Below are 26,849 nucleotides of genomic sequence, written 5' to 3'. Positions count from 1 at the left end.
TTAATAGATAGAATTATGAAACTACTCCAATTTGCTGGCATACTTTTTTTAATCCTTTCCTGTTCTCCTTCGGAAAAAGCCGAGGTTAACAAAGGCGATGATACCAAAAGGATTTCGCTAATAGCCGAAGACTCATCGGTTGTCAGAGATATTATTGCATCTACCTTTATTTTTCAGGATGGGGATCAAAACCATTTGATTTTCCGGGATGCTTCTGCATCGACTATCTATGTTTTTGATCGAGAGAGGGGAGAATTGGTTGACAAATGGACCAAAACAGGGGATGTGCCAGGGGCCTTTTCTTTGGCTACAAAAAATTTGAAACTTTCAAATACCGGAGAGATTGTACTCATCGATATTAGTGAGGGGTTGCGGGTTTTTGCAAAGGACGGGGAATTGATCAGTCGTGCTAGTCCAGTCGCTAATCAATGGAGTTTAGGTGGGGCTTTCAACCTCTTCAGAAATACAAGTTTGCTATCCATTGAAGGAGAGGAGTATGTTCTTTATTCTTTGGATATCTTGGAACCTGACTTAGTAGAGTATGGACCTCAATTTCTTCAGAATCGGAAAAACCTAGTGCTGACAAACTTGGAAACAGGCGAGCATCGATTGATTTTGCCTTTTCCCAAAGGCTCAAAATTTTTGAATGGCATGGTTTATCCTTTCGAGGATTTTAGACCCTTATTTGTTGTGGAAGAATCCGCTAATAGGTTATTTGTGATTTTTCAAAATGAACCTATTCTGTATACTTATTCTTGGAATGATGCAGCACCTGAATTGCTTTCCAGTGTTAGGGTCGATTTGCCAGGGTTTGAGGAAAATGAGGGTTGGGAGCCTGGATCCATTCATATGGCACAAATTACTGATAAGGAAAACGAACCATTTCCAGCTCGAATTCAGGGTTTTGAAGCTGTTGAGGGTGGATTTTTGTTGAGTTACAGCACAAAACCAACGGATTTGGATAATTACAACCGCTACAAAAGCAAGGACCGAACGAGGGAAGGCCTAAATCAAATCTACGAGGAAACTCGTCGGAAGACGGTTTTTCTTGATTCGGATGGAAAAGTGCTTCCTGTTGATTTTCCAGAAATGCACTATCAAAGTTTTCAGATCATTGATGGGAAAATCCATTGGATGAAAATCCCCACCCCGGGGGAAGAAGCAGAAGAATTTACTCTTTATTGGGGCAAGCTAAAAATTGAATAAATCAATTCAGTTTTTTCACGATGTCCGCCATAATCGATTCGGCGTGCACGATTGAGTTTTCGATAAAAAACTCTCGGGTATTCAGTCCGCCGCAAACAACTCCGGCCAGATAAACGCCCGGCACATTGGATTCCTGATTGGCTTGATCGTAGCAGGGTTGCCTTTTTTCATCAAGAGACAACTCTACACCCAGTTGATCCAAAAGCGCAAAATTGGGCTTGTAGCCTGTCATCGCTAGGACGAAGTCATTATCTATAGTTACATCACCAGTAGGAGTCGTAATCAACACCTCCTGATCCCTAATTTCCTTGACTTTTGATTGGGTGAAAGCTTTGATAGAACCTTCCTTGATCCGGTTCATGATGTCAGGACGTACCCAGTATTTAACATTCTCATCCACCTCTTCTCCCAGTAAAACCATGCTGACCTCAGCACCTTTCCTCCAGCATTCCAAAGCTGCATCTACCGCTGAATTTGCTCCACCGACTACCAGAAGTTTTTGTCCGATAAAAGGCCAAGGCTCCTTGTAATAATGCATCACTTTTGGCAGTTCTTCTCCGGGGACATTCATCAAGTTTGGTAGATCGTAGAAGCCGGTGGCAAGCACGATTTTCTGCGTTTGATAGCTGCCTTTTGAAGTTGTGATCAAAAAGTTTTCACCTTTTTTCTCTAGAGTTTTGACTCCTTCGTAGAGATTGACCTTGAGTTTAAAATGAAAATAAATGCGTCGATAATATTCTAAGGCTTCGGTGCGGGTAGGCTTGTTTTCTACCGACATAAAAGGGATGCCAGCCATCTCCAAGCGATCCGAGGTAGAGAAAAAGCGCATATTTATCGGGTAGTTGTAGATGGAATTGGTTAAGGCACCCTTTTCCAGGATCAGGTAATTCAAGCCTTGTTTTTGAGCTTCTACTCCACAGGCTAGTCCAATTGGACCGCCTCCCACGATGATGACGTCAAAAATCTGATTACTCATTGATTTTATAATTTAAATTTGGCTACTTGATCGCTGAAACTTTTTTCATTCCAATCAAAGGTCCTCTCTTGAATACTTATTTCCCCCTTTTTGTTCCAAATCACAGCACTTGCTGATCGGGTTCCATAATTTCCATTGGCTCGGATCAATTGGGCTGAAAGTGCAATTTCCAAGTCTTTGGGCGCACCAGTGTCAGGCAAACTTTCTAAGGGATAGGTATTCTTTGATTTTAAAATTTCAAGAAGCTTTTGTCTGGAAATCTCTTGATCCAAGGTTTCTTCCAATTGCTTTTTTGCCAAGTTGGTTTTCGGCCAAGGGTCATTCAATAAACCGTTACTCAGACCATGGATTCCGGGTTTGATTTCCTGGATTCCCTTTCCAAAATTACTGAAATAGCAAAGTTGATCTCCATCAGAGACAAGTAGATTGAATCCCTCGTAGCGATCTTTTTCCTTCTCGATTTCTTTCAAATAATCCTTCGGAGAAATGGAGTCCTCCAAGAAATCCTGAACTAATTTTCCCCGAGAAATTTCCCCATGACCCATTTTCCTGAAATCCCGATAATTGGTCAAAAAAGACCAGCGTCCATTAGGATGAAAACCCATCCAAGTCCCCCCGCTTTTGAGGTCTTTTCCTGCGAAAAATCCGGATTCCCATTGATGCATTTTGGCCGTAGGCCGCTCAAAAAACTCATCCCGATTGGCAGAGATGATAAGCGGAAATTCTGACTGGCTTTTCCAGGAAAAGGCTACCAAACACATAGGCTTAAAGATAAAACAAAGGCCGGAAAAACCGGCCTTTGGAGTGAATTAATCAACTTTTGCCTCCTTGAGGCTTGGGTAATCAGTGTAACCTTTTTCGCCGGGAGTATAGAAGGTATCGGTGTCCCATTCTGCCAAAGATGCATCTTGTGCAAAACGCTCAGGAAGATCCGGATTTGAAATAAATGGCTTACCAAAAGCTACTGCATCAGCTAGGCCTTCAGCGATGACTTGATTTCCTTTTTCTTGATCGAAAGCAGCATTGATGACCAAGGTTCCCTTGTACATCGGGCGATATCTTTTTGCGATATGCGGTTCCAGATATGGAATCTCACTTACGTCATTGAAAGGCTCCGAAAGATGCAGATAAGCCAAATTGTACTGATTGAGTTTTTCGATGATGTAGTCAAAAGTAGGAATGGTCTCCTCATCTGCTTCCATTCCGAAAATCCCGTGCAAGGAAGGATTTAAGCGTAATCCGATTCGATTTTCTGGCATGACCTCCTTTAGCGCATCTATCACTTCAAATAGGATTCTAGCTCTATTTTCGATCGAACCACCATATTCGTCCATTCTGACATTGCTGGTTCGACTGAAAAACTGATGCAGCAGATAACCATTAGAGGAGTGAATCTCTATTCCATCAAAACCCGCATCCATCGCGTTTTTTGCCGCATTTTTAAAGTCAAGAATAGTCTGTTTGATATCTTCGATAGTCATTTCCTTGGGAGTGACTGTGTCTTTAAAACCTTTTGGAGTGAAGGATTTTGCATGGGGGTTGATAGCTGAAGGTGCATGCGGTAAGTCTCCATTATGGAAGTCCGGATGGGAAATTCTGCCCACATGCCACAATTGGATAAAAATATGTCCGCCTTCTTTGTGAACAGCCTCAGTTACTTTTTTCCAGCCTTCCACTTGAGCCTCCGTGTGAATACCCGGAGTATAGATATAGCCAACTGCTTTTTCGGAAATTTGAGATCCTTCTGTAATAATAAGACCTGAAGAAGCTCTTTGTGTGTAATATTTTACATGAATGTCAAATGGAGCCTTTGCCTCATTATTTGCCCGACTCCGGGTCATTGGGGCCATCCAAACCCTATTTTTCAAAGTTAAATCTCCAACCTGAATAGGTTGTAAAAGCGCTTGTTTGCGATCCATAAAATAAAATTGGTTTAGTTTTCAAAATTCTATGTATATACAACTAATCGCTGTCCTTGATAGTTCATGGGAATCGACATAAAAAAAGCCATCGAGTAAAACCCGATGGCTATTGGTATTTCAAAGGGTACTTTTAGAAGTTGACAGTTACTTCATTGGAGCAGGTAGATGTGCCAGTTTCGCATACTTGATATGTCAAGGTACCTCCGCCTCTGTTGCTAGTTTGATCGGTAAAACTATTGCCTGAAACCCTCCTGATTAACGTGCCATTACGATAAATATCAACTGCACCGGAGTTTCCAGACCATGATAAGTTAGTGGCCCATCGTCCTCTATTCTTGAACCCATTTGCTGTAAGATCAATCCCTGTTGGGTCTTGAGGGTCTCCAGGATCAGTTCCACCTCCATCACCTGGGTCTGTTCCTCCTCCGTCGCCTGGGTCAGTGCCGCCTCCGTCACCTGAACTACCCAATGAGTATAGCAGGTGATTATTTGTAGTTCTGGAATTGGTCACCACACTTTTTGTGGAGGTTTCTGTAATAAAATCATAGACAGCTTGTGCGCTAGCACTTGGATTTGATTCCAAATAAAGTGCAGCAACCCCTGCAACATGAGGAGATGCCATAGAAGTACCGCTAAGAACTGCAGCAGCAGTACTACTTGTGAACCAAGCGGCGGTAATGGAAGATCCTGGGGCAAAGATGTCAACGCAATTTCCATAATTAGAGAAAGAGGATCTGCTATCAGAACTCGTGGTAGATCCCACAGTGTATGCATTGGTAGCACTTGCAGGGGAGGCGTTGCAAGCATTCGCATTGCTATTACCTGCGGCCACTACGGTGGGAACTCCTGCATTGTACATTCTGTCGACAGCATCATTTACAGCGGAGCTTGCGCCTCCACCCAATGACATATTTGCAACTGAAGGTCCTGAAGCATTGGCTGCTACCCAATCCATACCTGCGATTACTCCACTGAAGGTACCTGAACCATTGCAATCCAAAACTCTTACCGCTACCAAGCTTACATTTTTAGCAACTCCAAAGACAGTGCCACCAACGGTACCTGCAACGTGAGTTCCGTGACCATCACAATCTTCTGAGTTTCCTCCAAAGGCATCAAATCCTCGTTGTGCTCTTCCTCCAAATTCCACATGGTCTGTACGAATCCCTGTATCAATAATGTAGGCAGTTACCCCCTGTCCTGAGGTATTATAAGTGTAGGAACCATCTAGCGGGAGATTGGTCTGATCGATACGATCTATTCCCCAAGTTGCATTGGCTTGGGTTGTAGACTTATATACATAGCCATCTGGCTCAATGTATTTTACCGAAGGATCACTCTCTAAAGCAGATAGCTGTTCCGGACTAAGCTCTGCGGAAAACCCGGGAAGTAGATTGCCATAAACCATATCGATGGATTCTTCCTGGACATTGTACCTTGCTGCCAGACTATTTGCTACTACACGCATACCGGCCTGCACGGACTCATAGTCGTCCTTCATTCTAAATCTCACTGAATTGTCATTCAGTACCACGATATACTTGCCGGGTATATACTCGGCCTCTCCCATTGTTGCTACATCATCAAGCTCTGAGAGATTGACTTGCTGCTCTGTCTCAGAGCAGGCTGCTGCAAAAACAGCTAAGCCTAAAATCAGCCCTGAGGCAGGCCTGAAAAAGGATTTAATTTTTGAAAACATAACTTGATTGATTGATGGTTAATATTTGAATAAAACAAATATTATTTGAAATATTACTTTAATGGCAGAATAAATTTTTACTTTATTTCATAAAAAGTCCATTAAATTTTTTTAAATATTTGATTATGTATTTTGAATTTAAAAATTTGCACTTTGTCTAAAAAAACCCAGAAATGATTCTAATCACAGGAGCAGCTAGCGGAATAGGTAAAGCTTTGGCTGAGAGGCTTATAAATAACGGAAATCAATTACTGCTGATAGATTTAGATGGTGTGAAGCTCCGGTCTATTTTTGAAGAATCAGATGTGGTTAGTTTGCTCTCCGGAGATGTTTCGAAAAAGGAGTTTTGGAAAAGTGTAATGGAGTATTTAAAGCTAAGATCTATACAAGCTTCCTGTTTGATTAATTCAGCGGGAGTGATTCGGCCTGGCTTCTTGCTTGACTATAACATAGACGATATCGACTACCATCTAGACATCAATGCCAAAGGAAGTATCCTTGGGACGACCATCTTGGGTAGAATGATGGCAAATCAGGGCTTTGGACATATCATTAATATTTCCTCTTTGGCAGGATTGGCTCCTGTGTCCGGGTTAAGTCTCTATTCTGCCTCAAAATTTGCTATCCGAGGGTTTTCTTTGGCTATTGCTCCCGAACTCAAGAAATCAGGTGTAGATATTTCGGTGGTCTGTCCCGATTTGGTAAAAACCCCCATGCTGGACCTCCAATTGGATTTTCCTGAGGAGGCAGTACTTACTTTTAGTGGTCCTGAGAAGATACTTAGCCCTGATGATATTGTCCAGGCGATTTTGAAATTGATGCGGAAGCCCAAGCGACTAGTTTGTATACCTGAATCCCGAGGCTTACTTGCCAAAATCGCTGGAACCTGGCCGAGTTTAGCAGAAATCTTTCGCGCTAGCCTTGAGAAGAAAGGTAAAAAGACAATCCAAAGGCTTCGTTAAACATCAATTTTTCAATCATTTAACACTTTTTAATACGATAATTATCGTACTTTTTTGGTAATTACGATTTCCTTCGTATAACTTTGTACGAAAGCTATCGTATAATCGCTATGCAAAAACCGACAGAAGCAGAGTTAGAAGTTCTTGCCATCCTTTGGGAATTGAAGGAAGCAAGTGTTCGCCAGGTCCATGAGCGACTGGCTCAGACCAAAGAGACAGGTTACACCACCACGCTGAAGATCATGCAGATCATGCATGCAAAAGGAATGGTCAGCAGAGATGAAAAAAGCCGCACGCACCTTTATCGCGCCACTGTCAAGCAGGGCGACACTCAAAAGTCCCTTTTGAAAAACTTGATGTCCTCTGCATTTGGTGGTTCTTCGAAAGCACTTGTCATGCAGGCATTGGGCCAGGATAATCCTTCCAAGGAAGAATTAGATGAAATCAGAGCATTTTTAGATCAACTAGAAAACAAGAAGTCATGAATTTTCTCAACGATTGGATACCCGAACACTTGCTCCAAATTCTTGGTTGGACTTTGGTGCATAGCCTGTGGCAATGGATGGTTATCTCCATTGTATTATGGTTAGGATTGCGAATTTTTCATAATAAGACGCCCCAATTCAAATATTTATTGGCTTTAGGGACTTTGTCAAGCGGCCTAGTTCTTGCCCTGATCACGCTTTTCTATCAGGGTTCCATTCATTCTCCGAGTCTGTCCCCTTCTGAAGCCCAATCAGTCGGCTGGGTACTTCTGTCAGAACCCACTCAGTCCATAACTTTTCTCCAAAGCACCTTGATTTGGGTTGAATCCCAATTGCCTTTCCTGGTAAATATCTGGTTTTTTGGAGCAGTTCTATTCTTGTTCCGTCTTTTTGCGAATCTATCAGCTGTGAGAAATTTGCGGCAAGGCAGCATGCCAAACGCAAACTTGGAGTTAACCAACAAATTGAATCAGGTTGCCGCTCGATTGGGAATCAATAATAAGGTTGAACTGAAAATCACCACTGATGGACTTTCCCCTATGGCTGTGGGGGTATTGAAGCCAATGGTTCTATTTCCAGCGGGATTGCTCTTTCAGATGTCTCCTGAACAACTTGAAGCAATTTTAGCGCATGAATTGGCCCATATTAAGCGACATGACTACCTGTTCAATCTGATGCAATCGACCTTAGAGATTTTGTTTTTCTATCATCCTTGCTTTTGGTGGACCAATCAAACCGTCAAAGAATTAAGAGAAAATGCCACTGATGACCTAGCGATCAAAGCAGGTGTGGAACCGAAAGTGTTGGCTCAGGCACTCGCTGAGGTCTTGAATTTCGCACAAGAAAACTCCCCCGAATTGGCCTTGGCAGCTTCCAAAAAAAGAAATCCAACCCTTCATCGAATTAAAAGAATGCTGGGTTTGCCAGCACAGAACTATCCACAAAACCCTATAATTTCTATACCCATGTTACTATCACTTGTCCTGGCTGTTGGGATATTTGCCCATGCCGAGTCTTCAAATTCGAATGAATTTGAAAATCAAACCCCTCTGGTTTCACTGGAAAATCCAGAATTGGATTTTGTCACACTTGCTTCCAAAAATCCTTCAATAGTAAGGGTAGATACAACTGTCAAAAAGGAGCGTAAAGTCATCATCAGAGATGGCGATTCCGCTCAAGGGTGGACAGATGATCAAGGAAATCATGTGGTAATCAGGCAAAGAGGGAATGGTAATACTTTTAGGTACGAATTAAAAGGTGATACATTGATTGTAGATGGAGACACAATCGTCAAAGGCAAAAAATCTATGGTGTTTATTGATGGAGTGCCGCATCCTGACTTTGATTTTGATGCCATGCCAGAGTTTGATTCATTGATGATGGGGATGCCTACTCCTCCAGTTCCGCCGTTTCCAGCAGATGTTCCTTTTGAGTTCTTTGGAGATGCAGAAGTTTTTATGCTAGAGCCTGGCCAGCCTATGATTTTCGAATTTGATGGCGAAGGCCCCGGGTTGTTTTTCTTCGGTGACACCACCGAAATGAGCCCTAAGGAAAGAGAAAATTGGATGAAGGAAAAAGAAGAAAGAATGCAAGTTTGGGCTGAGCGGATGGAAGAAAGAGCTCAGCGGTTTCAGGAGCGATGGGAAGAAAATGCCGAAGGGCGCGAGGCGAGAATGAAGGCCTGGGAAAAGGAAATAGAGCCAAAGCTCAAGGAATTTGAGAAAAAGATGAAAGCTTGGCAGGAAGCTCAGGAGCCTAAAATGCAGGAGTTCCGCATGAAAATGAAGGAATGGGAAAAAACGCAAGAGCCAAAAATCGAAGAATTCCAACGAAAGTTTGAAGCTTGGCAGCGTGAAAACGAACAAAAAATGCAGGAATTTCAGAGAGAGCTTGAATTAGAAATGGAGAAGCTTCGCCAAAAGCAAAAGGATAAAAATTAATTTGTGTGTTGATACTTTTAAAAAAGCAGTGGCCTATGGTCGCTGCTTTTTTTTTGGGAAATTCTCCCACTTTTCAATCTGATCTCAGGAGTTTCGATCAAACAGAATTTTTTTCCTAGAAAAATCTATCCAAAAAGCCTCTTTTTCGCGCATTTTTGGCTTTTTTCTTTTCATATCTAATTCCTTGATACCCAACAAAATTTCTATGATTTTTTTGAAAAATTATTGGGAGGAATCAATCTTTTGGCTACTTTTAGTACAAAGTGGGAAAAAGTGGAGTAAAGTGGTAGAATGTGAAAATCATTTTATTACTTTTGTTTTTACGAGTTCTCGCAAAAAAAGCGCAACGGAATAATGTTCAACAGCCACTATGATTGTAAGCTTGATCCAAAGGGTCGCCTGGCTTTGCCTTCCAAGATAAAGGGAGCAATACCGGAGGCGAATGGGTCTACTTTGATGCTTCGCATGGCAGAAGATCGTTGTCTTGCGCTTTATCCGCTTGTAGAGTATCGCAAGCTTGAGAACCAGATTAAGTCTTTGAACATCAATAACCCAGAGCAGCGAGCGCTGCAAAGGGCTTTTTTCAATTCGGTTGTGGATGTGGAGTTGGACAGTGCGGGCCGAATCTTGATCCCAAAGCAGTTTCAGGCTTATGCCAGTTTGGAAAAGGAAGTAGTCGTAGCAGGAAATGGAACCCGGATCGAAATCTGGAATCCTGAGAACCATGCCAAGCACGTCATTCCTGATCCAGCGGATCTGTCAGCATTAATGGAAAAATATCTCTCCTAAATCATGACGGCTTCTGTATACCATATTCCAGTGATGCTCGCCCAATGCACTGAAGGCTTGGCTATTGACCCCAATGGGGTTTATGTCGATGTGACTTTTGGTGGAGGGGGACATTCCCGCGAAATCCTGAAGCATTTGGATACGGGACATCTTTATGGTTTTGATCAGGATCCAGATGCGGAAGCAAATATTCCGGAAGATTCTCGCTTCACTTTTGTAGCGGCAAATTTCAGAGATATCAAGAAGTACTTGAGGCTATATGGAGTCCGACAAGTAGATGGGATCCTGGCTGACTTGGGGATTTCTTCCCATCAGATCGATGAGCCGACACGTGGTTTTTCTACCCGATTTGAAGGAGAGCTGGATATGCGCATGAATCCCTCTCAGGGAAAAAGTGCCAAGGATGTACTCAACTCCTATTCGGAGCAGGATCTTCATAAGATTCTGGGGATGTATGGTGAGGTGAAAAATGCAAAAACTTTAGCGCAAGCTATCGTATCGCATCGATCTGAAAATCTCTTTGAAACTACAGATGGATTGACTGCATTCTTGAAAAAATATGCTCCGAGGGGTAAAGAGTTTAAATATTTCGCTCAGGTATTTCAGGCACTTCGGATCGAGGTAAATGATGAAATGGCTGCCTTGGAAGAAATGCTATTGGGTGCGATTGAGCTTTTGAAACCGGAAGGAAGATTGGTAGTCATGAGCTATCACAGCTTGGAAGATCGCTTGGTGAAAAACCTAATCCAAAAAGGAAAATTCCAAGGCGAATTAGACAAGGATTTTTACGGAAATCCCATTCGTCCTTTAGAGCCTGTCAGTAGAGGCGCAATTACCGCTTCGGCTGAGGAAATAGCGGAAAACCCGCGAGCCAGAAGTGCAAAGTTGAGAGTGGCAAAAAAATTAGGGAAATGAGCCAGAATACTTTTCGGAAAAAGCTGAAATCAACCAACAAGTCCCGTACGACTGGGACTGGGAGATCGATTTTTTCCTGGATTGAGGAAAAGCTCGATGTGACCAGGGTTTTGGGGGAAGGGGTTCCTGTCCAATTGGTGCCTCCTATAGGTTTTGTGGCGCTATTGGCGCTTATATATATATGGGGAAATCACCGGGCTGAAAATATGGTCCGAAAAATTGAAAAGGTGCAGCAAGAGGTGGAGGATATCCGTGCGGATGTCACTACGCTTGAGGCAGAATATATGCTTAGTAGTATGCAGTCCGAGCTCGCTAAAAAAGTAGCGGCCAGAGGTATCGTTGAATTAGATAAGCCACCGGTAAAAATAGAAGTAGAAGAGTGAACATTAAGCGATCCATAGTGCTCCGAGTTAGGGTGGTTTTCATCCTGATTGCGCTTGCGACAGCAGCGATACCGCTTCGTATTGCCAAAATCCAAGTAGAGGAAGGCGATAAGTGGCGTGAAAAAGCACAAACGATCAATTTTCAGTACCGTGAAGTTCCTGCGACAAGAGGAAATATTTATGCTGGAGACGGGAGTCTTCTTGCGACTAGTTTGCCTTTTTATCGGGTTGCGCTTGATCCTACTATGGCCAAAAAAGCACTTTTTGATTCTGGCATAGATTCTTTGGCAAATAATCTTTCTGCATACTATCGAGATAAGTCTGCCAAGGCTTACAAGCGTATGATTATGGATGCCCGATTGGAAAAGAAGCGATACATCGTACTCAATCGACGTCAGGTAGGCTATCAGGATATGCAAAAGATGGCAGAGTGGCCAATTTTTAGAGAGGGAAGACTGGGAGGCGGAGTTCTTTTTGAAAAGGTAGAGAAACGCTATCGTCCATTTAATTCCCTGGCCAGTCGCACAGTCGGATTTGTCAATGAGGATGAATACGGTGCTGGAATCGAATATAGCTTTAATGAATACCTAAAAGGTCGTGATGGCAAAGCTCTTTTCCAGCGTATCGCCGGAGGAAGTTGGAAGCCTGTTTTTGATGCAGAGGATATCAAGCCGGAAGATGGTTTTGATGTAATTACCACCCTGGATGTCAATATTCAAGATGTCGCTGAGACAGCGCTGCTTCGTCAGTTGGAAGATCGGGATGCAGCTTTTGGTTCGGTCATCGTGATGGAGGTGAAAACTGGAAAGATCAAAGCCATTGCCAATCTTCAGAAAAACAAGAATGGTCTAGGCTATGGAGAAAACTACAATTTTGCCATTGGCGATCAAGGAAATACAGAACCTGGATCCACTTTTAAGCTATTCTCCATGCTGGCGCTTTTGGAGGAGAATAAAGTCTCTTTGGAGGAGAAAATCGAAACTGGAAACGGAGCGCACCGATTTTACAATCAGGTCATGCGCGATGCCAAGAATGGTGGCTACGGTACGATTACCATTCGGGAAGCTTTTGAGAAGTCTTCCAATGTGGCTATTTCCAAATTGGTTGACATGCATTTTGGTTCTAGCCCCTCGAAGTTTTTGGGCTATCTGGATCAGGTGGGACTTCGCGAGCCATTTGACTTTCAGCTTGCAGGAGAGGGAAAGCCATTTTTCAAAAAGCCAGGGGAAAAAGACTGGTACGGGACTTCTTTGCCTTGGATTTCTATTGGCTATGAAAGCAAGCTGAATCCCATTCATACTTTGGCCTTGTACAATGCTGTCGCCAATGAGGGGAAAATGGTCAAGCCCTATTTGATTCAGGCAATTTTAAGAGGTAATAAAATTGAAAAGCAGTGGGACACGGAAGTGATTCGAAAGAAAATCGCCTCCGAAAAGACGGTAAAACAGCTTCAGGAATTGCTTGAAGGAGTCGTAGTGAGAGGTACGGCTAAGAACATAGCCAATGCTGAATATGCGATTGCTGGAAAGACAGGCACAGCCCAAAAGCTGGAGAATGGACGCTATACCAAGCGATACTACACAAGCTTTGCAGGATACTTTCCTGCAGACCGACCGAAGTATTCCATGATCGTGGTGATTGATAGCCCAACTGGTTTTGCAGCCTACGGAGGGGATGTCTCAGCCCCGGTATTCAAGGAGATTGCTGATAAAATTTACGCAGTAGACCTTGAGCTCAACCCTTATTCTCAAGACCTTATTGCCTCTGAGGAAAAGTCTAGCAACACTCCTTTTGTCAAAGCAGGAAAGGCAGATGAAATCCATCAAATTTTGGAAAAGCTAGGTGTACCAAGTGCTCCCGTTCAGCCTGAAGAATGGGTAAAAGTGGTTGCCAACCAAAATCAAATCAACTGGAAAACCAATGATACGGATGCCGCTACAGTACCAGATGTATCTGGACTGTCGCTGAGAGATGCACTATTCATTTTGGAGAATAAGGGGATTCGGGTCAATTACAGTGGAAGGGGAATTGTCAAAAGTCAATCCCTAAACCCCGGTACACCACTACAGTCAAACACGATTATCAAACTTGAATTAGGATAAATTGAAAGTATTAAAAGACATATTATATAAAGTATCCTTGCTCAGCACCATTGGTGATATGGAAGTGCGGGTGAAGGATATTGTCTTTGATAGCCGAAAGGTGTCCAAGGGTTCAGTTTTCGTAGCCATCGAGGGTACGCAAGTTGACGGACATGAGTTTATCGATAAAGCCATCGAACTAGGTGCTAAGGCGGTGGTCTGTGAAAGACTTCCTGAATCACCTTCAACCTCTATCACCTGGGTACAGGTCAAAAATACCGCACAGTCCCTAGGGATCTTAGCTTCCAATTATTTTGACAATCCATCCAGTGAAATCAAGGTGGTGGCTGTCACCGGGACGAATGGAAAAACGACCTCTGTGACTTTGCTTCATCAGCTTTTCATGGCGATGGGTTACAGTACAGGCTTGCTTTCCACAGTTGAAAATAAGATCAACGAGGAGATTGTTCCTGCTACCCATACCACACCGGATGCGGTCAGCATTCAAGCTTTGCTTCGCCAAATGGTCGAGGCAGGCTGTACGCATTGCTTTATGGAGGCGAGTTCTCATGCGATCGTACAAGAGCGAATCGCAGGTTTGAAATTGATCGGAGCGATTTTCACCAATATTTCTCATGATCATTTAGACTATCACAAAACTTTTGATGAGTACATCAAGGCAAAGAAAAAACTCTTTGATGACCTTCCCAAAGATGCATTTGCGCTCGTCAATGGAGACGATAAGCGAGGGATGGTGATGGTGCAGAATTGCCGGGGTACACATCAAACTTTTGCGCTCAAATCTGCAGCAGACTTCAAAGCGAAAATCATATCCAATACCATCGAAGGCTTGGAACTGGACATTAATGGCAGACAGGTGTGGTTTAGGTTAATCGGTGCTTTTAATGCTTATAACCTGTTAGGTGCTTTTGGAACTGCCGTGCTTCTAGGAGAAGATGAGGAAGAGGTTTTGCAACACCTCTCTGCAATCCCAGGAGCGAAAGGACGATTTGACCGAATCACAGGAGCTGGTATCACGGCAATCGTTGACTATGCCCATACCCCTGATGCACTTGAGAATGTATTGAAAACCATCAATGGAGTGCGGACCGGAGGTGAGCAAGTGATTACCGTAGTCGGTTGCGGTGGTAATCGGGACACGACCAAGCGTCCCATCATGGCCAAAATAGCCGTGAGGGAAAGTGATAAAGTGATTTTGACATCTGATAATCCTCGATTCGAGGAGCCAGAGCAAATCATTAAAGACATGCAAGCTGGTGTAGGACCAACTGAAATGCGTAAAGTCCTGAGTATTGTTGATCGTCGCGAAGCGATTAGGACTGCCTGTATGCTTTGCAAAAAAGGAGATATCATCCTGATCGCTGGAAAAGGTCACGAAGACTATCAAGAAATACAAGGTGTAAAACACCACTTTGACGATGCCGAGGTAGTGGGAGAAATTTTGAATCAACTCAGCCAAAACTGAAATGTTATACCCGATTTTTGAATATTTGGATCAAGTATGGGACCTGCCTGGAGCCGGGGTGTTTCGATACATCTCTTTCCGAGCAGGAATGGCGGCCATCCTGTCCTTGATCATTACCATTACTTTTGGGCATCGCATCATCAATTGGATCCGAAATCGCCAAATTGGAGAAACTGTCCGGGACCTCGGATTAGAAGGTCAATCTCAGAAGAAGGGTACGCCTACCATGGGTGGATTGATGATCATTGCTGCTATTGTTATCCCTACTTTGCTTTTCGGAGATTTAGACAATATCTACATCATTCTATTGCTCATCACTACACTTTGGCTGGGGGGAATCGGATTTTTGGATGATTACATCAAGGTATTCAAAAAGAATAAGGAAGGACTCAAAGGTCGATTCAAAATCGTCGGTCAGATCGGGATTGGAATTATTGTAGGTGCGACACTTTATTTTCACGATGATGTGGTTATTCGTGAGTTCTCTACCCCAGTATCGGTCGAAAGTGGTGTAGTGGAAACTCCTGCCTTTCAAGATGTAAAAGCGCTGAAGACGACCATTCCTTTTGTCAAGAATAATGAGCTAAACTATGAGCGGCTCTTAGGTTTTATGGGCGAAGCGGTCACTCCATTTTTATACATTTTGGTGGTGATATTTATCATCACGGCCGTTTCAAATGGCGCTAACATTACAGATGGGATTGACGGCTTAGCGGCGGGTACATCAGCCATCATTGGCTTGACTATTGCAATTTTTGCATACCTCAGCGGTAATGCCATTTTCTCACAATACCTGAATATCATGTACATCCCCAACTCAGGTGAGTTGGTGATTTTTGCTTCGGCATTTATCGGTGCTTGTATCGGATTCCTTTGGTACAATGCCTATCCAGCCCAGGTTTTCATGGGGGACACCGGATCCCTGATGTTGGGAGGAGCTATTGCAGTCATGGCCTTGGCACTTCGAAAAGAGCTGCTTATTCCGGTGATGTGTGGAATTTTCGTCATCGAGAATCTGAGCGTAGTCATGCAAGTGGGCTATTTCAAATACACCAAGAAGAAATATGGAGAGGGTAGAAGGATTTTCCTCATGTCCCCACTTCACCATCATTATCAAAAGCGAAATATTCCCGAAGCTAAAATTGTCACGCGATTTTGGATCGTGGGAATTTTACTCGCAGTTGTCACACTTGCCACTTTGAAATTGAGATAATTTGAAAAATGTAGCCATCATAGGAGCCGGAGAAAGTGGATTGGGAGCAGCATTGCTCGCCAAGCAGATGGGCTATGGGGTTTTCGTAACGGATTTGGGTCAAATCAAGGAGGAAAGAAAGGCTCAGTTGATCAAAGCAGAAATAGAATTTGAAGAAGGAAGACATTCGGAAGAGAGAGTACTAGATGCAGATTTGATTGTGAAAAGCCCCGGGATTCCTTATTCAACTCCCTTGATTCGAAAGGCTGTCGATAAAGGTCTTGCAGTGATTGATGAGCTGGAATTGGCTCATCATGTTTCCAATGGAAAAATCATTGCTATCACAGGCACAAATGGCAAGACTACTACTACGCTTTTGATCTACCATCTGCTAAAGAGTGCTGGGCTCAATGTGGGCTTGGCGGGTAATGTCGGTCATAGCTGGTCAGGACAATTGCTGCAAGGTGAAAAAGACTGGTGGGTGATCGAGACGAGCAGCTTTCAGATTGACGGCATGCAAACTTTTCATCCTCACATCGCCATTTTGACTAATGTCACTCCTGATCATCTGGATCGCTATGAAGGTCAGGTAGAAAAATATATGAAGTCAAAATTCCGGCTTTTTATCAACCAAAAAGCAAATGATTTTGCACTCTTCTACAAAGAAGATATGATTTCAAAAAGCGGAATAGAGGAAGCAAAAATCAGGGCAAAAAAGCATTTCATCTCTTTGAATGCCGAGAATAACCCTTCTGCTTTTCTGCAGGGTGATGAACTCGTCGGAAAGGTAAACCAAGAAGAAATCAGGATTCCTAAAAAGGTGCTTCCTATTGCCGGCAAGCACAATGTAATCAATGCTCTTTTTGCTATAACAGCAGCAAAGATTGCAGGTCTCAGTCAGGCTCAAATAGAAGCGGGGCTTCAAAGCTTCAAGAATGCTCCTCATCGCTTGGAAAAGGTAGCTGAAATAGAAGGTGTCAGTTATATCAATGACAGTAAAGGCACCAATGTGGAGGCAACTGCTTATGCTTTGGAAAGCTACAACCAAGGAGTCATTTGGATAGCTGGAGGGGTAGATAAGGGAAATGATTATACGCCTCTTGTACCATTGGTTAGTGCTCGTGTCAAAGCTCTGATCTGCCTTGGAAAAGACAATGTAAAGCTTCAAAAAGCCTTTGCTGGAGTAATCGATGAGATAAGAGAAACTCAAAATATTATAGAGGCAATCACCTGGAGTCGTCAAATGGCACAGAAAGGTGATGTGGTCTTGCTTTCGCCTGCGTGTGCAAGCTTTGATCTTTTCAAGAATTATGAGGACCGGGGCGATCAGTTCCGAGCCGGAGTTTTGGATTTAAAAATGAAAATCAGCGCATGAGCCAGTTTAAAGCATGGATAGATGAGCATTTCAAGGGAGACCCCATTATCTGGGGTATCGTGATACTGCTGTCTCTATTCAGTATCCTGGTGGTGTATTCTGCGACAGGGTCTTTGGCTTATAAATATGCCGGGGGAAATACCGAATTGTACCTGGTAAGGCATTCAGCACTGGTATTCGTTTCCCTAGGAGTCATGTGGCTGGCCCATAAGGTTCCTTATCGAAACTATGCTCTCTACGCCAGATTGGCTATGTACCTTTCCATGCCTCTGCTTTTGATTACCTACTTATTTGGCTCCAATATCAACGAGGCTAATCGATGGTTGACCATCCCTGTGATCAATCAGGCGTTTCAACCTTCCGATCTGGCAAAACTAGCCCTCATCGCAGCATTGGCCGCTATGCTTGCCAGAAGACAAAATAACATTAAGGACTTCAAGAGCACATTCTTACCCATCATCATTGCAATAGGTATTATTTGCGCCTTGATTGGCTTGGCCAATATGTCTACTGCAATTCTGCTACTATGCACTTGTCTATTGATCATGTTTATCGGAAGAGTTCCTGTAAAATATCTTTTAGTAGTCGTGATGGTGGGAGTTTTGGGCTTGACCGCGGCAATATTTTTGGGACAAAGAGGAGAGACTTTCCAATCTAGAATCACAGACTTCGTAGAGTCCTCATCAGACGATAGCAAAATTCCTTTCCAAGCAGAGCAGTCCTACATCGCTATCGCAACGGGTGGAATTACGGGCAAGGGTCCTGGAAATTCTGAACAAAGAAACTCATTGCCACACCCTTATTCTGACTTTATCTATGCCATCATCATTGAAGAGTATGGAATGATCGGCGGAGTGGCAGTCCTTTTCCTATATCTGGCTTTGCTATATCGAGGAATGCGAATTGTCGCCAATTCCAATAAAGCATTTGGAGGCTTGCTATCTGCAGGTCTCAGCTTCGCACTCGTCATTCAAGCATTGGTAAATATGGCAGTAGCCGTAGGTCTTGGACCTATCACCGGGCTTCCACTTCCACTACTCAGTATGGGAGGGACATCCTTGGTATTTACAGGAATATCCTTGGGGATTATCCTTTCTGTCAGTAGGGGTGATCATCAGGATGAATTACAAACCGGGACTGCGATGAACAGACCCAAATTAAAAGCAGCAATCTAATCGAAAAGTCAGCAACATATCGCCTTTTGATCAGCGGTGGAGGTACCGGAGGACATATCTATCCTGCTATTGCCATCGCCAATGCCTGGGTAGAAAAGCATCCTGATAGCGAGGTGCTTTTTGTGGGTGCCTTGGGTAAAATGGAGATGCAGAAGGTCCCTGAGGCTGGCTACAAAATCATTGGATTACCAGTGGCGGGATTACAGCGATCCTTGACTTGGAAAAATCTATCCTTCCCCTTTAAGCTGATCAAAAGCTTGGCAAAAGCAGGGGAGATTGTCAAAGATTTCAAGCCTCAGGTAGTGATCGGAGTTGGTGGCTATGCAAGTGCACCGGTGCTCTATGCTGCACAAGGCAAAAAAATCCCTACACTCATTCAAGAGCAAAATTCCTACGCAGGAATCACGAATAAAATTTTATCCAAGCGGGCAAAAACCATCTGTGTCGCCTATCCAAACATGCAGTCTTTTTTCCCTGCTGATCGATTGGTCTTGACCGGTAACCCAGTAAGAAAAGACATCCTCAATCTCGATGGCAAGCGGGAAAAAGCGATGACTCACTTTGATTTGGATCCAACTAGAAAGACTCTTTTGGTTTTGGGGGGGTCCTTGGGGGCACGGACGCTTAACCAAGCTACGCTAAAGGATATGCAGGCATTTGAAAAGGACGGATACCAGGTGCTTTGGCAGTCTGGCAAATACTATTTCAAAGACATGTCAAAAGCAGTGGAAGATTCCGGATTGGAACACATCCATCTTCGGGAATTCATTCGCGAAATGGATCTAGCCTATTCTGCTGCAGATGTAATCGTGTCGCGTGCAGGGGCGCTTTCTGTTTCGGAGCTTTCTCTTGTAGGCAAGCCGGTGGTTTTTATTCCGTCTCCCAATGTGGCAGAAGATCATCAGACCAAAAATGCCATGGCCTATGTACTGCAAGAAGCAGCACTCATTTTAAAGGATGCCGAGGCAGTAGGCCAAATGAAGGAAGAGGTGGATAGCATCATGAATGAGCCTGATCTAGTAAAAAAATTGAGTCAAAATATTCGCGCTTTGGCAAAGCCAAATGCTGCTGAAGAGATAGTAAATGAAATAGAAAAGTTAATCGCTTGAATCTAAAGGAAATACATAGCGTCTTTTTTCTCGGAATCGGAGGGATAGGAATGAGTGCTTTAGCCCGTTGGTTTAAGCATAAAGGCTATGCTGTTTCCGGATACGATCGTACAGCCTCACCCCTTACTGACGAACTCCAGAATGAGGGTATTCCGGTGATGTTTGAGGATGATTCATGCAAGCTTCCAAGCAGTCTATTTGATAATAAAGAGGCCTTGTTGGTGGTATGGACCCCTGCCGTACCTAGAGATTCGAAATTGTATCAGTTTTTTGAACGAGAAGAAATCCAAATCAAAAAGCGCTCAGAGGTTCTTGGGCTTCTTTCATCCGAAAACTACACGGTAGCTGTGGCTGGTACCCATGGGAAGACCACCACTTCATCGATGATCGCTCATCTCTTGAAGTCAGCGAATAAGCCGGTAACAGCTTTCCTTGGTGGTATTACCCAAAATTATCAAAGCAATCTCCTGATCAATAGTTCGAAGGATAAAACTATCATGGTGGTAGAAGCCGATGAGTTTGATCGGTCTTTCCTTCGCTTAAATCCTGAAATGGAGATCATTACCAGTGTGGATCCTGACCATCTGGATATTTACGGTGATGAAAGCAGCATCGTCGAAGGCTTCCGGCAGTTTGTAGGACTTCTCAAGAAAAAAGGAAAGCTATTTATTCAAGACAAAGCTCTACAGCGATTGGGTGAACCGGTGGCTGATAAGAAAGGTATTTCCACCTATGGACTGAGAGCTTCTACCGGTATTCATGCGGATAATGTAAAAGCCAAGCCAGGATCATTTGTCTTTGACTATCTGGATGGAAAGATGCAAATCAAGGGTTTGGAACTCTTTATTCCTGGATTTCACAATGTGGAGAATGCACTTGCAGCGATAGCAGTTGCCCTGCATTTTGAATTGACTGAAGAGCAAATCAAAACGGGTCTGGCTAGTTTCCGAGGGGTCAAGCGTCGATTTGAAATCCATCTCAACGAACCTCGCAAGGTATATGTGGACGACTATGCACATCATCCGGAGGAGATCCGTGCATGTTTGAGTTCTATTCGAGCCATGTATCCGGGACTAAAGCTGACGGTGATTTTTCAGCCACATCTTTTTACCAGGACTAGGGATTTTGCTGCAGGTTTTTCTGAGAGTCTTTCCCTCGCAGACCAGGTACTGCTTTTGGATATCTATCCGGCGAGAGAGCTTCCGATTCCAGGAGTGAATTCGGAAATGCTTTTGGAGAGTATTCAGGCAGATACGAAGATGACTGTGGCCAAAGAGAAGCTTTTCGAGGTTTTGAGATGCCTTCAGCCAGAAGTGCTGGTGACCATGGGGGCAGGCGATATTGATCGACTCGTGCCAAAAGTGAAAATATGGATTTCGGAAATGTCTAATTCAACTGAACAAGGAGTATGAAAAGACTGAAGAAATATGGAGTTTTTGTGATTTTGACCTTGATCTTGGGTGGCTTTATCGCTTTTGTAGAAAAGCAAAGTATCTACAAAACCTACCAAGGAACAGAAATCGAAATCGAGGGAGTAAGCGGATTGTATTTCGTGGATAAGCAGGAGATAGAAACCCTGCTCGCGGAAGCCTTCCCGAATTTGAAAGTAGGCCTCCTTCTCGAAGAGGTACCATTGAATGCGATTGAGGATCGCCTAGAGGGACATCCATTTATCAAATTGGCTGACGCGAGTATAGGGCAGAAAGGAATCCTTCAGCTCTACCTCGAGCAGCATCAACCTATTGCGAGGATTGTGCGCCCGCTTGCTGCTGATGGGTACATCACCACGGAGGGTAAAATCATTCCCATTTCATCGAGCTATACGAGTCGCGTGCTGATTCTAAGCGGTGATATGGCAGAAAAGCTACTGAATGAGGGTGGAGTGATGAATCAAATGCCAGAATTGATGGATTTGATTCGCTTTATCTCAGAAGATGAATTTTGGAATGCACAAATCACGGAGGTGGAGATCAGGGAGCGTGATGACATTCGACTCTATCAGCAGGTGGGAGAGCAAGTGATTGAATTGGGAGATGCTGCAGACCTAGAGGATAAGTTTGATCGAATTCAGATTTTCTACAGTGAAATTCTTCCCCGCAAAGGCTGGGATGCCTACGATCGGGTCAGTGTAAAATTTAAGGAACAAATAGTCTGTGAATAAAAGCTTGGGTATGGAAAATGAAAAATTAATCGTCGGATTAGACATAGGCACCACAAAAATCTGTGCCATTGTCGGTCGCAAGAATGAATACGGAAAACTCGAAGTTCTGGGAATGGGCAAGGCCGTCTCAGATGGTGTGGACCGAGGTGTCGTTACCAACATCGACAAGACCGTGCACGCCATCCAAAAAGCCGTAGAAGAAGCTTCTGATATGGCTGATGTGGAAATAGGCGAGGTGATTGTCGGTATTGCCGGGCAGCACATTCAGAGCAAAATGCAAAGTGGAAGCATTATGCGTCAGCCATCTGAAGATGAAATCACGGTAGAAGATGTTCGCCGTCTTTCTTCTGAGATGGAAAATATTTTGGTACCTCCCGGAAACAGAATCATTCACGTGATGCCACAAGACTACACCGTGGATTACGAAGGAGGAATCAAAGATCCCGTGGGTATGTCCGGTACGCGCTTGGAGGCTGATTTCCATATCATCACAGCACAGACCACCGCGATCAACAACATCAATCGATGCGTGAGAAGAGCAGACCTCACGTCCAAGCAATTGATACTGGAGCCTCTTGCCAGTTCCTTGGCAGTTCTTAGTGATGAAGAGAAGGAAGCAGGTGTTTGCTTGGTGGATATCGGAGGCGGTACGACAGATGTGGCGATTTTTTATGAAAATATCATCCGCCATACCGCAGTGATTCCTTTGGGAGGAAATATCATCACCAAGGATATTAAGGAGGGATGCATGGTCATGCAGAAGCAGGCCGAGCTCCTAAAGACAAGATTTGGAAAAGCTATTGCTAACGAGGCCAATCCCAATGAGATCGTGTCCATACCGGGTCTCAGAAACAGGCCTCCGAAGGAGATTTCCATTCGAAACCTTGCCAGCATTATCCAAGCCCGAATGGAAGAAATCATTGATATCGTCCAAAATGAAATTTGGCAAAGCGGCTATTACAAGAAGCTCACCGGAGGAATTGTCATCACAGGCGGCGGTTCCCAGCTTCAGTGTATTTCCCAGCTTTTCGAATTCCAAACCGGCTTAGATACCCGCATCGGCTATCCAAATGAGCATCTAGGAAAGACAGCTCTCGAGGATGTCAAAAGCCCGATGTATGCTACATCGGTAGGATTGGTTTTGGCAGGATTCAAATCCTTGGATGACCGGGAAGAAAGCTACAATAAGCGCATTGCTAACGGCGGGGTACAGAAAATCGCTCCCAAGCGGGAGTTCAATGCAAAAGATATTTTCCGAAACATCAGCGATAGGCTCAAGAGCATTATCCATGATGAAATCGGAGACGATAGTAATTACTAGGGCTTATGATTGGGGAGATAATGGACGCTGTCTTTTGTTTCCCTCCATTTCAAACCTTAAAGAAAAAACAGAAACTAGTTCACCAAATAAATAAATATGTCAGATAACATGAAAGATTACAGATTTGATCTTCCAAAAAATCAAAAGTCAATTATCAAGGTAATTGGCGTCGGAGGTGGTGGCTCTAATGCCGTCAACCACATGTACAATCAAGGAATCAAGGACGTGGAGTTTGTCGTGGTCAATACCGACGCACAGGCTTTGAAGTCTAGTCCAGTTCCTTTGAGACTTCAGTTGGGTGCCAACCTAACAGAAGGACTTGGTGCAGGTGCCAATCCTGAGCAAGGAAAAAATGCCGCACTTGAGTCTCAGGAGGAAATCCGAGAGCTACTTGCAGACAACACCAAAATGGTATTTATCACTGCCGGAATGGGTGGTGGAACCGGCACAGGAGCTGCACCAGTATTGGCTAAGATTGCCAAGGAGTTGAATATCCTGACTGTAGGTATTGTGACCGCACCATTTATGTTTGAGGGTCGCAAGAAGATGGCTGTCGCTCAGGCAGGTATCGAGGCTTTGAGAGAAAACTGCGATACAGTTCTCGTCATCCTAAATGATAAGCTAAGAGAGATTTATGGCAATTTGGCTATCCGAACTGCATTTGGAAAAGCCGATGATATTTTGACTACAGCCGCAAAATCCATTGCTGAGATCATCACGATCCATCAGGATGTTAATGTGGACTTTGAAGATGTGAAGACTGTCATGAAAGATGCGGGTGCAGCTGTCATGGGATCTTCTACAGAAGAAGGCGAAGGCCGTGCTATCCGTGCCGCCGGAGCTGCAATTTCCTCTCCGCTTCTAAACAATGTCGATATCAAAGGAGCAGAGAAAATCCTCCTTTCTATTATGTCCGGTGAGGATGAAGAACTTTCCATGGATGAGTTGAGTGAGATCACTGAATACATCCAAGAAAAGGCCGGTGATAATGCTGAAGTAATCTTCGGTCAGGGCATCGATCCAGAGCTTGGCAAAGCTATCCGGGTTACGGTAATTGCCACGGGTTTTGAAATGGACAAACTAGATGGAACTCCAGCTGCGAAGCCAAAAGCTCAGATCGAACCAACTCCTGCGCCAGTGGTAAAGGACATAAAGCCAACTGAAGAAGAGGATGAGTTGAAAACCGTGATCAATCTAGAAAGCGGCAAAAGTGAAAAAGTGAAAGAAGAGCCTATTGCAGGAAGCACTTTCGTTTTCTCTAAACCCAATAAGCCAGTAGAGGAGCCAAAAGAGGAGGAAAAAGAAGAGCCTCGTCAGGAGACTTTCCGATTTGATCTCCCAAAAGCTACTCCGGAGCAACCAAAAGAAGAATCTACTCCAGCTTCAGAACGAATTGTTCATGATCTTTATGAAGAAGAAGATGAGCCGAAGAATGAAGTGAAGGCAGAGGAAGAAAATGCTGATCCGGCTAAGCCTGTTTATGCTAATGACTTCTACGAGCAAATGAAGCAAAAGGCTATTCAGCGTGCTCATGAGCGTTTTGAAAAGCTAAAAGGAAACCGGTCATTCAACCCTAGCCCTGAAGAACTCAAGGAAAAACTTGAAGTACCGGCTTACCTTCGAAAGAACGTTACATTAAGCGAGCCTGAGCATAGTTCTGAGAACAATATCAGCAAGTTCAATGTAAGCGATGAAAATGAGATTTTGGGGAACAATCGCTTTCTCCACGATAATGTGGATTAAGGATTAAAACTCCATTAACATCTCTGCTTGGGTTTGCAGTAGTTCTATATAAAGCTTGTTGGTGAGCAAGTTATCTGACATATTCTGCTCTATTTTAGCCAGTTTTGGCTTGAGAGCGAGGACATGCATTCCCAAGTAATGGAAAATATCAGTGAGGTGGCTCAGTGCGATGCCACCTCCTCCTATTCCTGAAGAAAGGCCGACTAGTGCGGCCTTTTTGTTTCTAAACGTATTGGGATAAGTCATCCCATCAATGAAAGTCTTCAGAATTCCCGGAAAAGAACCATTGTATTCAGGGACGATGAAGATGAATTTTTGGCCTTCGGCTACCTTTTGGTGAAAGCGATTGTAGGATTCATTTTTTCCGTTGTTTTCATAGAGTGCTGTTTCTATAAAATCATTCGGAAGTTCTTCTAGCTCTAAAATTTCAGAGGCTTGTCCTTTCTCACTTAAGATTTGCTGATATTGAAGTGCAATCAGTTTGGATACTGAGTTTTTTCTATTGGTACCGAGTATAATTTTAATCATAGCTTCTTTTGAATAACAAAGAATACAAGCTTTGGGCATCAAAAGTTCGAGGGATGCCTTAGATTCCTATCTTTAGAAGAAATTTTGAATCCGATGAACTACCTTACTCAAATTCATGAAGCTGCTCGATTTCTTAAAAATCTTTGCCCTGATCCTGTAGAAAATTTGATCATTTTGGGTACTGGATTGGGAAAGCTGGGAGATCAGATTGATATCAGTCTGGAGATTGATTACAGTGATATTCCCCATTTTCCCATTTCGACAGTCGAGACTCACTCCGGAAAGCTACTGATTGGTACTTTGGCTGGAAAGCCAGTGATTGCTATGCGAGGCCGTTTTCATTACTATGAGGGATATTCGATGCAGCAGCTCACTTTTCCAGTACGGGTGATGAAGCACCTAGGAGTGAAAAGACTGTTTGTTTCCAATGCTTCAGGTGGCCTCAATCCGGATCAAGCTGTAGGTGATGTCATGATTTTGACAGACCATATTAACCTACTCCCTGATAATCCCCTCCGAGGTGAAAACCCTCCTGAATTTGGTCCGAGATTTCCAGATATGAGTGACGCTTATTCCAGTCGCTTGGTCGAAATGGCGCTTGAAATCGCAAAGGAAAATGGTTTTAAAATTCATACAGGAGTCTATGCAGCTGTTTCAGGGCCAAATTTGGAAACCCCAGCTGAATACCGATTCATTCGCATCATTGGAGCAGATGCTGTGGGAATGAGCACGGTACCAGAAGTAATCGTCGCACGCCAATCCAACATGGAAGTCTTCGGGATTTCAGCCATTACCGACCTTGGCGTACCTGGGAAGATTCACAAAATCACCCTAGATGATGTAGTGGCGGCAGCAGCCAAAGCAGAGCCTATTTTGAGTAAAATTTTACTTGAATTGATCAAAAGGGTTTAATCCTGCGGGAGCTGATCAATCGCCTGCAGGACTGATTCCATGTAGGGTTTGATCTCTTCAGGCCAGGTGCCTAGATCGGTATCAACTTGCCAATACATGATTCCTGTTCTATTTTCGAAAGCAAAATAAATTGCTCCCTGATCATCACAGTCAGGGCATCCTATCACAGCGAAGGGATCATTTCTCAGAAACTGAGGAAAATTTTCTTCCAGACCTTGAGCAATCGATAACCACTGTGAATCAAGTGGTTGCGATTTATAAGTAATTATGGCTGCTTCTCGGAAGCTGTTCATATTGTCGGCATATAGCCTTCCATTTTCTAGTTTGTAGATTTTGATACAATTGCCGGTGCAAAAGGCAGACCACCAACCAAAAATGAAGGCATCTTTTTGAGGAGCTTCATCTTCCTGACTACAACCTAGGAATAGGGAAAGAGTAAGTAGTGAAGAAATATAAATCCGTCTCATTTGATCATTTTTTGGGGATTTT

The 26,849-nt window shown here is 43.7% G+C and carries 24 protein-coding genes; 18 read left to right on the top strand and 6 right to left on the bottom strand.

What is annotated here, in order from left to right; genetic code table 11:
- Window positions 1-15: 15 nt before the first annotated feature.
- On the top strand, window positions 16-1,206 hold the full coding sequence (locus OU792_RS05135) for a hypothetical protein (protein WP_134199532.1): 1,191 nt from the start codon (window positions 16-18) through the stop codon (window positions 1,204-1,206).
- A gap of 1 nt (window position 1,207) precedes the next feature.
- On the opposite strand, the gene OU792_RS05130 is transcribed toward OU792_RS05135, so the two are convergent.
- The 4 genes from OU792_RS05130 to OU792_RS05115 all read right to left on the bottom strand — a co-directional run bounded on the left by OU792_RS05130 (window position 1,208) and on the right by OU792_RS05115 (window position 5,803).
- Window positions 1,208-2,182 carry a YpdA family putative bacillithiol disulfide reductase gene (locus OU792_RS05130; RefSeq protein ID WP_134199534.1) on the bottom strand — a complete coding sequence of 325 codons (975 nt, stop codon included), beginning with the start codon at window positions 2,180-2,182 and terminating at the stop codon, window positions 1,208-1,210.
- A gap of 5 nt (window positions 2,183-2,187) precedes the next feature.
- Window positions 2,188-2,943, bottom strand: a complete 756-nt coding sequence (locus OU792_RS05125) for an NRDE family protein (protein ID WP_134199536.1) — start codon at window positions 2,941-2,943, stop codon at window positions 2,188-2,190.
- A gap of 48 nt (window positions 2,944-2,991) precedes the next feature.
- The gene (locus OU792_RS05120; RefSeq protein ID WP_274669651.1) at window positions 2,992-4,101 is read right to left on the bottom strand and encodes an alkene reductase; all 1,110 of its coding nucleotides are present in this window, start codon (window positions 4,099-4,101) and stop codon (window positions 2,992-2,994) included.
- 133 nt (window positions 4,102-4,234) lie between these two features.
- Window positions 4,235-5,803 carry a S8 family peptidase gene (locus OU792_RS05115; RefSeq protein ID WP_134199540.1) on the bottom strand — a complete coding sequence of 523 codons (1,569 nt, stop codon included), beginning with the start codon at window positions 5,801-5,803 and terminating at the stop codon, window positions 4,235-4,237.
- A 173-nt stretch (window positions 5,804-5,976) separates the two neighbouring features.
- Here OU792_RS05115 and OU792_RS05110 point away from each other — a divergent pair, with 173 nt between their 5' ends.
- From OU792_RS05110 to ftsZ, 16 genes are all read left to right on the top strand, one after another.
- The gene (locus OU792_RS05110; protein WP_134199541.1) at window positions 5,977-6,765 is read left to right on the top strand and encodes an SDR family NAD(P)-dependent oxidoreductase; all 789 of its coding nucleotides are present in this window, start codon (window positions 5,977-5,979) and stop codon (window positions 6,763-6,765) included.
- A gap of 110 nt (window positions 6,766-6,875) precedes the next feature.
- Window positions 6,876-7,250: a BlaI/MecI/CopY family transcriptional regulator gene (locus tag OU792_RS05105; RefSeq protein WP_026947674.1), complete on the top strand. Its 375-nt coding sequence runs from the start codon at window positions 6,876-6,878 to the stop codon at window positions 7,248-7,250.
- Window positions 7,247-9,190 carry a M56 family metallopeptidase gene (locus tag OU792_RS05100; RefSeq protein ID WP_274669650.1) on the top strand — a complete coding sequence of 648 codons (1,944 nt, stop codon included), beginning with the start codon at window positions 7,247-7,249 and terminating at the stop codon, window positions 9,188-9,190. Before OU792_RS05105 ends, OU792_RS05100 begins: the two co-directional genes overlap by 4 nt.
- A gap of 354 nt (window positions 9,191-9,544) precedes the next feature.
- Window positions 9,545-9,979, top strand: coding sequence for a division/cell wall cluster transcriptional repressor MraZ (gene mraZ, locus OU792_RS05095; RefSeq protein WP_026947676.1), 435 nt, complete (start codon window positions 9,545-9,547; stop codon window positions 9,977-9,979).
- A gap of 3 nt (window positions 9,980-9,982) precedes the next feature.
- Window positions 9,983-10,894: a 16S rRNA (cytosine(1402)-N(4))-methyltransferase RsmH gene (gene rsmH, locus OU792_RS05090; protein ID WP_274669649.1), complete on the top strand. Its 912-nt coding sequence runs from the start codon at window positions 9,983-9,985 to the stop codon at window positions 10,892-10,894.
- The gene (locus OU792_RS05085; protein WP_024283681.1) at window positions 10,891-11,277 is read left to right on the top strand and encodes an FtsL-like putative cell division protein; all 387 of its coding nucleotides are present in this window, start codon (window positions 10,891-10,893) and stop codon (window positions 11,275-11,277) included. Before rsmH ends, OU792_RS05085 begins: the two co-directional genes overlap by 4 nt.
- On the top strand, window positions 11,274-13,379 hold the full coding sequence (locus OU792_RS05080; RefSeq protein WP_274669648.1) for a penicillin-binding protein: 2,106 nt from the start codon (window positions 11,274-11,276) through the stop codon (window positions 13,377-13,379). The genes OU792_RS05085 and OU792_RS05080 overlap by 4 nt, the downstream gene beginning before the upstream one ends.
- A 1-nt stretch (window position 13,380) precedes the next feature.
- Entirely contained in the window at window positions 13,381-14,844 is a 1,464-nt protein-coding gene (locus tag OU792_RS05075) for a UDP-N-acetylmuramoyl-L-alanyl-D-glutamate--2,6-diaminopimelate ligase (RefSeq protein ID WP_274669647.1), read from the top strand.
- 1 nt (window position 14,845) lies between these two features.
- The gene (gene mraY, locus OU792_RS05070; RefSeq protein WP_100629162.1) at window positions 14,846-16,057 is read left to right on the top strand and encodes a phospho-N-acetylmuramoyl-pentapeptide-transferase; all 1,212 of its coding nucleotides are present in this window, start codon (window positions 14,846-14,848) and stop codon (window positions 16,055-16,057) included.
- A gap of 1 nt (window position 16,058) precedes the next feature.
- Complete coding sequence (gene murD, locus OU792_RS05065; RefSeq protein ID WP_274669646.1) at window positions 16,059-17,411, top strand: UDP-N-acetylmuramoyl-L-alanine--D-glutamate ligase; 1,353 nt, start codon at window positions 16,059-16,061, stop codon at window positions 17,409-17,411.
- Window positions 17,408-18,586 (top strand): FtsW/RodA/SpoVE family cell cycle protein, encoded by a 1,179-nt coding sequence (locus OU792_RS05060; protein ID WP_134199552.1) that lies wholly within the window; start codon window positions 17,408-17,410, stop codon window positions 18,584-18,586. The genes murD and OU792_RS05060 overlap by 4 nt, the downstream gene beginning before the upstream one ends.
- A 26-nt stretch (window positions 18,587-18,612) precedes the next feature.
- Complete coding sequence (gene murG, locus OU792_RS05055; RefSeq protein WP_222583957.1) at window positions 18,613-19,695, top strand: undecaprenyldiphospho-muramoylpentapeptide beta-N-acetylglucosaminyltransferase; 1,083 nt, start codon at window positions 18,613-18,615, stop codon at window positions 19,693-19,695.
- Window positions 19,692-21,107, top strand: coding sequence for a UDP-N-acetylmuramate--L-alanine ligase (gene murC / locus OU792_RS05050; RefSeq protein WP_274669645.1), 1,416 nt, complete (start codon window positions 19,692-19,694; stop codon window positions 21,105-21,107). The genes murG and murC overlap by 4 nt, the downstream gene beginning before the upstream one ends.
- Window positions 21,104-21,856 (top strand): cell division protein FtsQ/DivIB, encoded by a 753-nt coding sequence (locus OU792_RS05045; protein WP_134199558.1) that lies wholly within the window; start codon window positions 21,104-21,106, stop codon window positions 21,854-21,856. The genes murC and OU792_RS05045 overlap by 4 nt, the downstream gene beginning before the upstream one ends.
- Before the next feature lie 10 nt (window positions 21,857-21,866).
- Window positions 21,867-23,177 (top strand): cell division protein FtsA, encoded by a 1,311-nt coding sequence (gene ftsA / locus OU792_RS05040; RefSeq protein WP_024283672.1) that lies wholly within the window; start codon window positions 21,867-21,869, stop codon window positions 23,175-23,177.
- Between the two features lie 96 nt (window positions 23,178-23,273).
- Window positions 23,274-24,920: a cell division protein FtsZ gene (ftsZ, locus tag OU792_RS05035; RefSeq protein ID WP_274669644.1), complete on the top strand. Its 1,647-nt coding sequence runs from the start codon at window positions 23,274-23,276 to the stop codon at window positions 24,918-24,920.
- 3 nt (window positions 24,921-24,923) lie between these two features.
- On the opposite strand, the gene OU792_RS05030 is transcribed toward ftsZ, so the two are convergent.
- Complete coding sequence (locus OU792_RS05030) at window positions 24,924-25,448, bottom strand: NADPH-dependent FMN reductase (RefSeq protein WP_100629457.1); 525 nt, start codon at window positions 25,446-25,448, stop codon at window positions 24,924-24,926.
- A gap of 93 nt (window positions 25,449-25,541) precedes the next feature.
- On the opposite strand from OU792_RS05030, the gene OU792_RS05025 reads away from it, so the two are divergent.
- Window positions 25,542-26,360 (top strand): purine-nucleoside phosphorylase, encoded by an 819-nt coding sequence (locus tag OU792_RS05025; RefSeq protein ID WP_133390392.1) that lies wholly within the window; start codon window positions 25,542-25,544, stop codon window positions 26,358-26,360.
- Here the strand turns inward: OU792_RS05025 and OU792_RS05020 are convergent.
- A complete protein-coding gene (locus OU792_RS05020; RefSeq protein ID WP_274669643.1) occupies window positions 26,357-26,827 on the bottom strand; it encodes a hypothetical protein in 471 nt (156 codons plus the stop codon). The genes OU792_RS05025 and OU792_RS05020 overlap by 4 nt on opposite strands.
- Between the last annotated feature and the right edge of the window lie 22 nt (window positions 26,828-26,849).

Origin of the sequence: Algoriphagus sp. NF (genome assembly GCF_028823735.1) — a bacterium.
Classification (GTDB): Bacteria; Bacteroidota; Bacteroidia; order Cytophagales; family Cyclobacteriaceae; genus Algoriphagus; species Algoriphagus marincola.
This window is presented reverse-complemented; position numbering and strand designations above follow the sequence as displayed.

Bases quoted from the DNA above. Each gene is read 5' to 3' on its own strand.
- OU792_RS05135 (WP_134199532.1), top strand. From the start codon at position 16: ATGAAACTACTCCAATTTGCTGGCATACTTTTTTTAATCCTTTCCTGT.
- OU792_RS05130 (WP_134199534.1), bottom strand. From the start codon at position 2,182: ATGAGTAATCAGATTTTTGACGTCATCATCGTGGGAGGCGGTCCAATT.
- OU792_RS05125 (WP_134199536.1), bottom strand. From the start codon at position 2,943: ATGTGTTTGGTAGCCTTTTCCTGGAAAAGCCAGTCAGAATTTCCGCTT.
- OU792_RS05120 (WP_274669651.1), bottom strand. From the start codon at position 4,101: ATGGATCGCAAACAAGCGCTTTTACAACCTATTCAGGTTGGAGATTTA.
- OU792_RS05115 (WP_134199540.1), bottom strand. From the start codon at position 5,803: ATGTTTTCAAAAATTAAATCCTTTTTCAGGCCTGCCTCAGGGCTGATT.
- OU792_RS05110 (WP_134199541.1), top strand. From the start codon at position 5,977: ATGATTCTAATCACAGGAGCAGCTAGCGGAATAGGTAAAGCTTTGGCT.
- OU792_RS05105 (WP_026947674.1), top strand. From the start codon at position 6,876: ATGCAAAAACCGACAGAAGCAGAGTTAGAAGTTCTTGCCATCCTTTGG.
- OU792_RS05100 (WP_274669650.1), top strand. From the start codon at position 7,247: ATGAATTTTCTCAACGATTGGATACCCGAACACTTGCTCCAAATTCTT.
- mraZ (WP_026947676.1), top strand. From the start codon at position 9,545: ATGTTCAACAGCCACTATGATTGTAAGCTTGATCCAAAGGGTCGCCTG.
- rsmH (WP_274669649.1), top strand. From the start codon at position 9,983: ATGACGGCTTCTGTATACCATATTCCAGTGATGCTCGCCCAATGCACT.
- OU792_RS05085 (WP_024283681.1), top strand. From the start codon at position 10,891: ATGAGCCAGAATACTTTTCGGAAAAAGCTGAAATCAACCAACAAGTCC.
- mraY (WP_100629162.1), top strand. From the start codon at position 14,846: ATGTTATACCCGATTTTTGAATATTTGGATCAAGTATGGGACCTGCCT.
- OU792_RS05060 (WP_134199552.1), top strand. From the start codon at position 17,408: ATGAGCCAGTTTAAAGCATGGATAGATGAGCATTTCAAGGGAGACCCC.
- OU792_RS05045 (WP_134199558.1), top strand. From the start codon at position 21,104: ATGAAAAGACTGAAGAAATATGGAGTTTTTGTGATTTTGACCTTGATC.
- ftsA (WP_024283672.1), top strand. From the start codon at position 21,867: ATGGAAAATGAAAAATTAATCGTCGGATTAGACATAGGCACCACAAAA.
- ftsZ (WP_274669644.1), top strand. From the start codon at position 23,274: ATGTCAGATAACATGAAAGATTACAGATTTGATCTTCCAAAAAATCAA.
- OU792_RS05030 (WP_100629457.1), bottom strand. From the start codon at position 25,448: ATGATTAAAATTATACTCGGTACCAATAGAAAAAACTCAGTATCCAAA.
- OU792_RS05025 (WP_133390392.1), top strand. From the start codon at position 25,542: ATGAACTACCTTACTCAAATTCATGAAGCTGCTCGATTTCTTAAAAAT.
- OU792_RS05020 (WP_274669643.1), bottom strand. From the start codon at position 26,827: ATGAGACGGATTTATATTTCTTCACTACTTACTCTTTCCCTATTCCTA.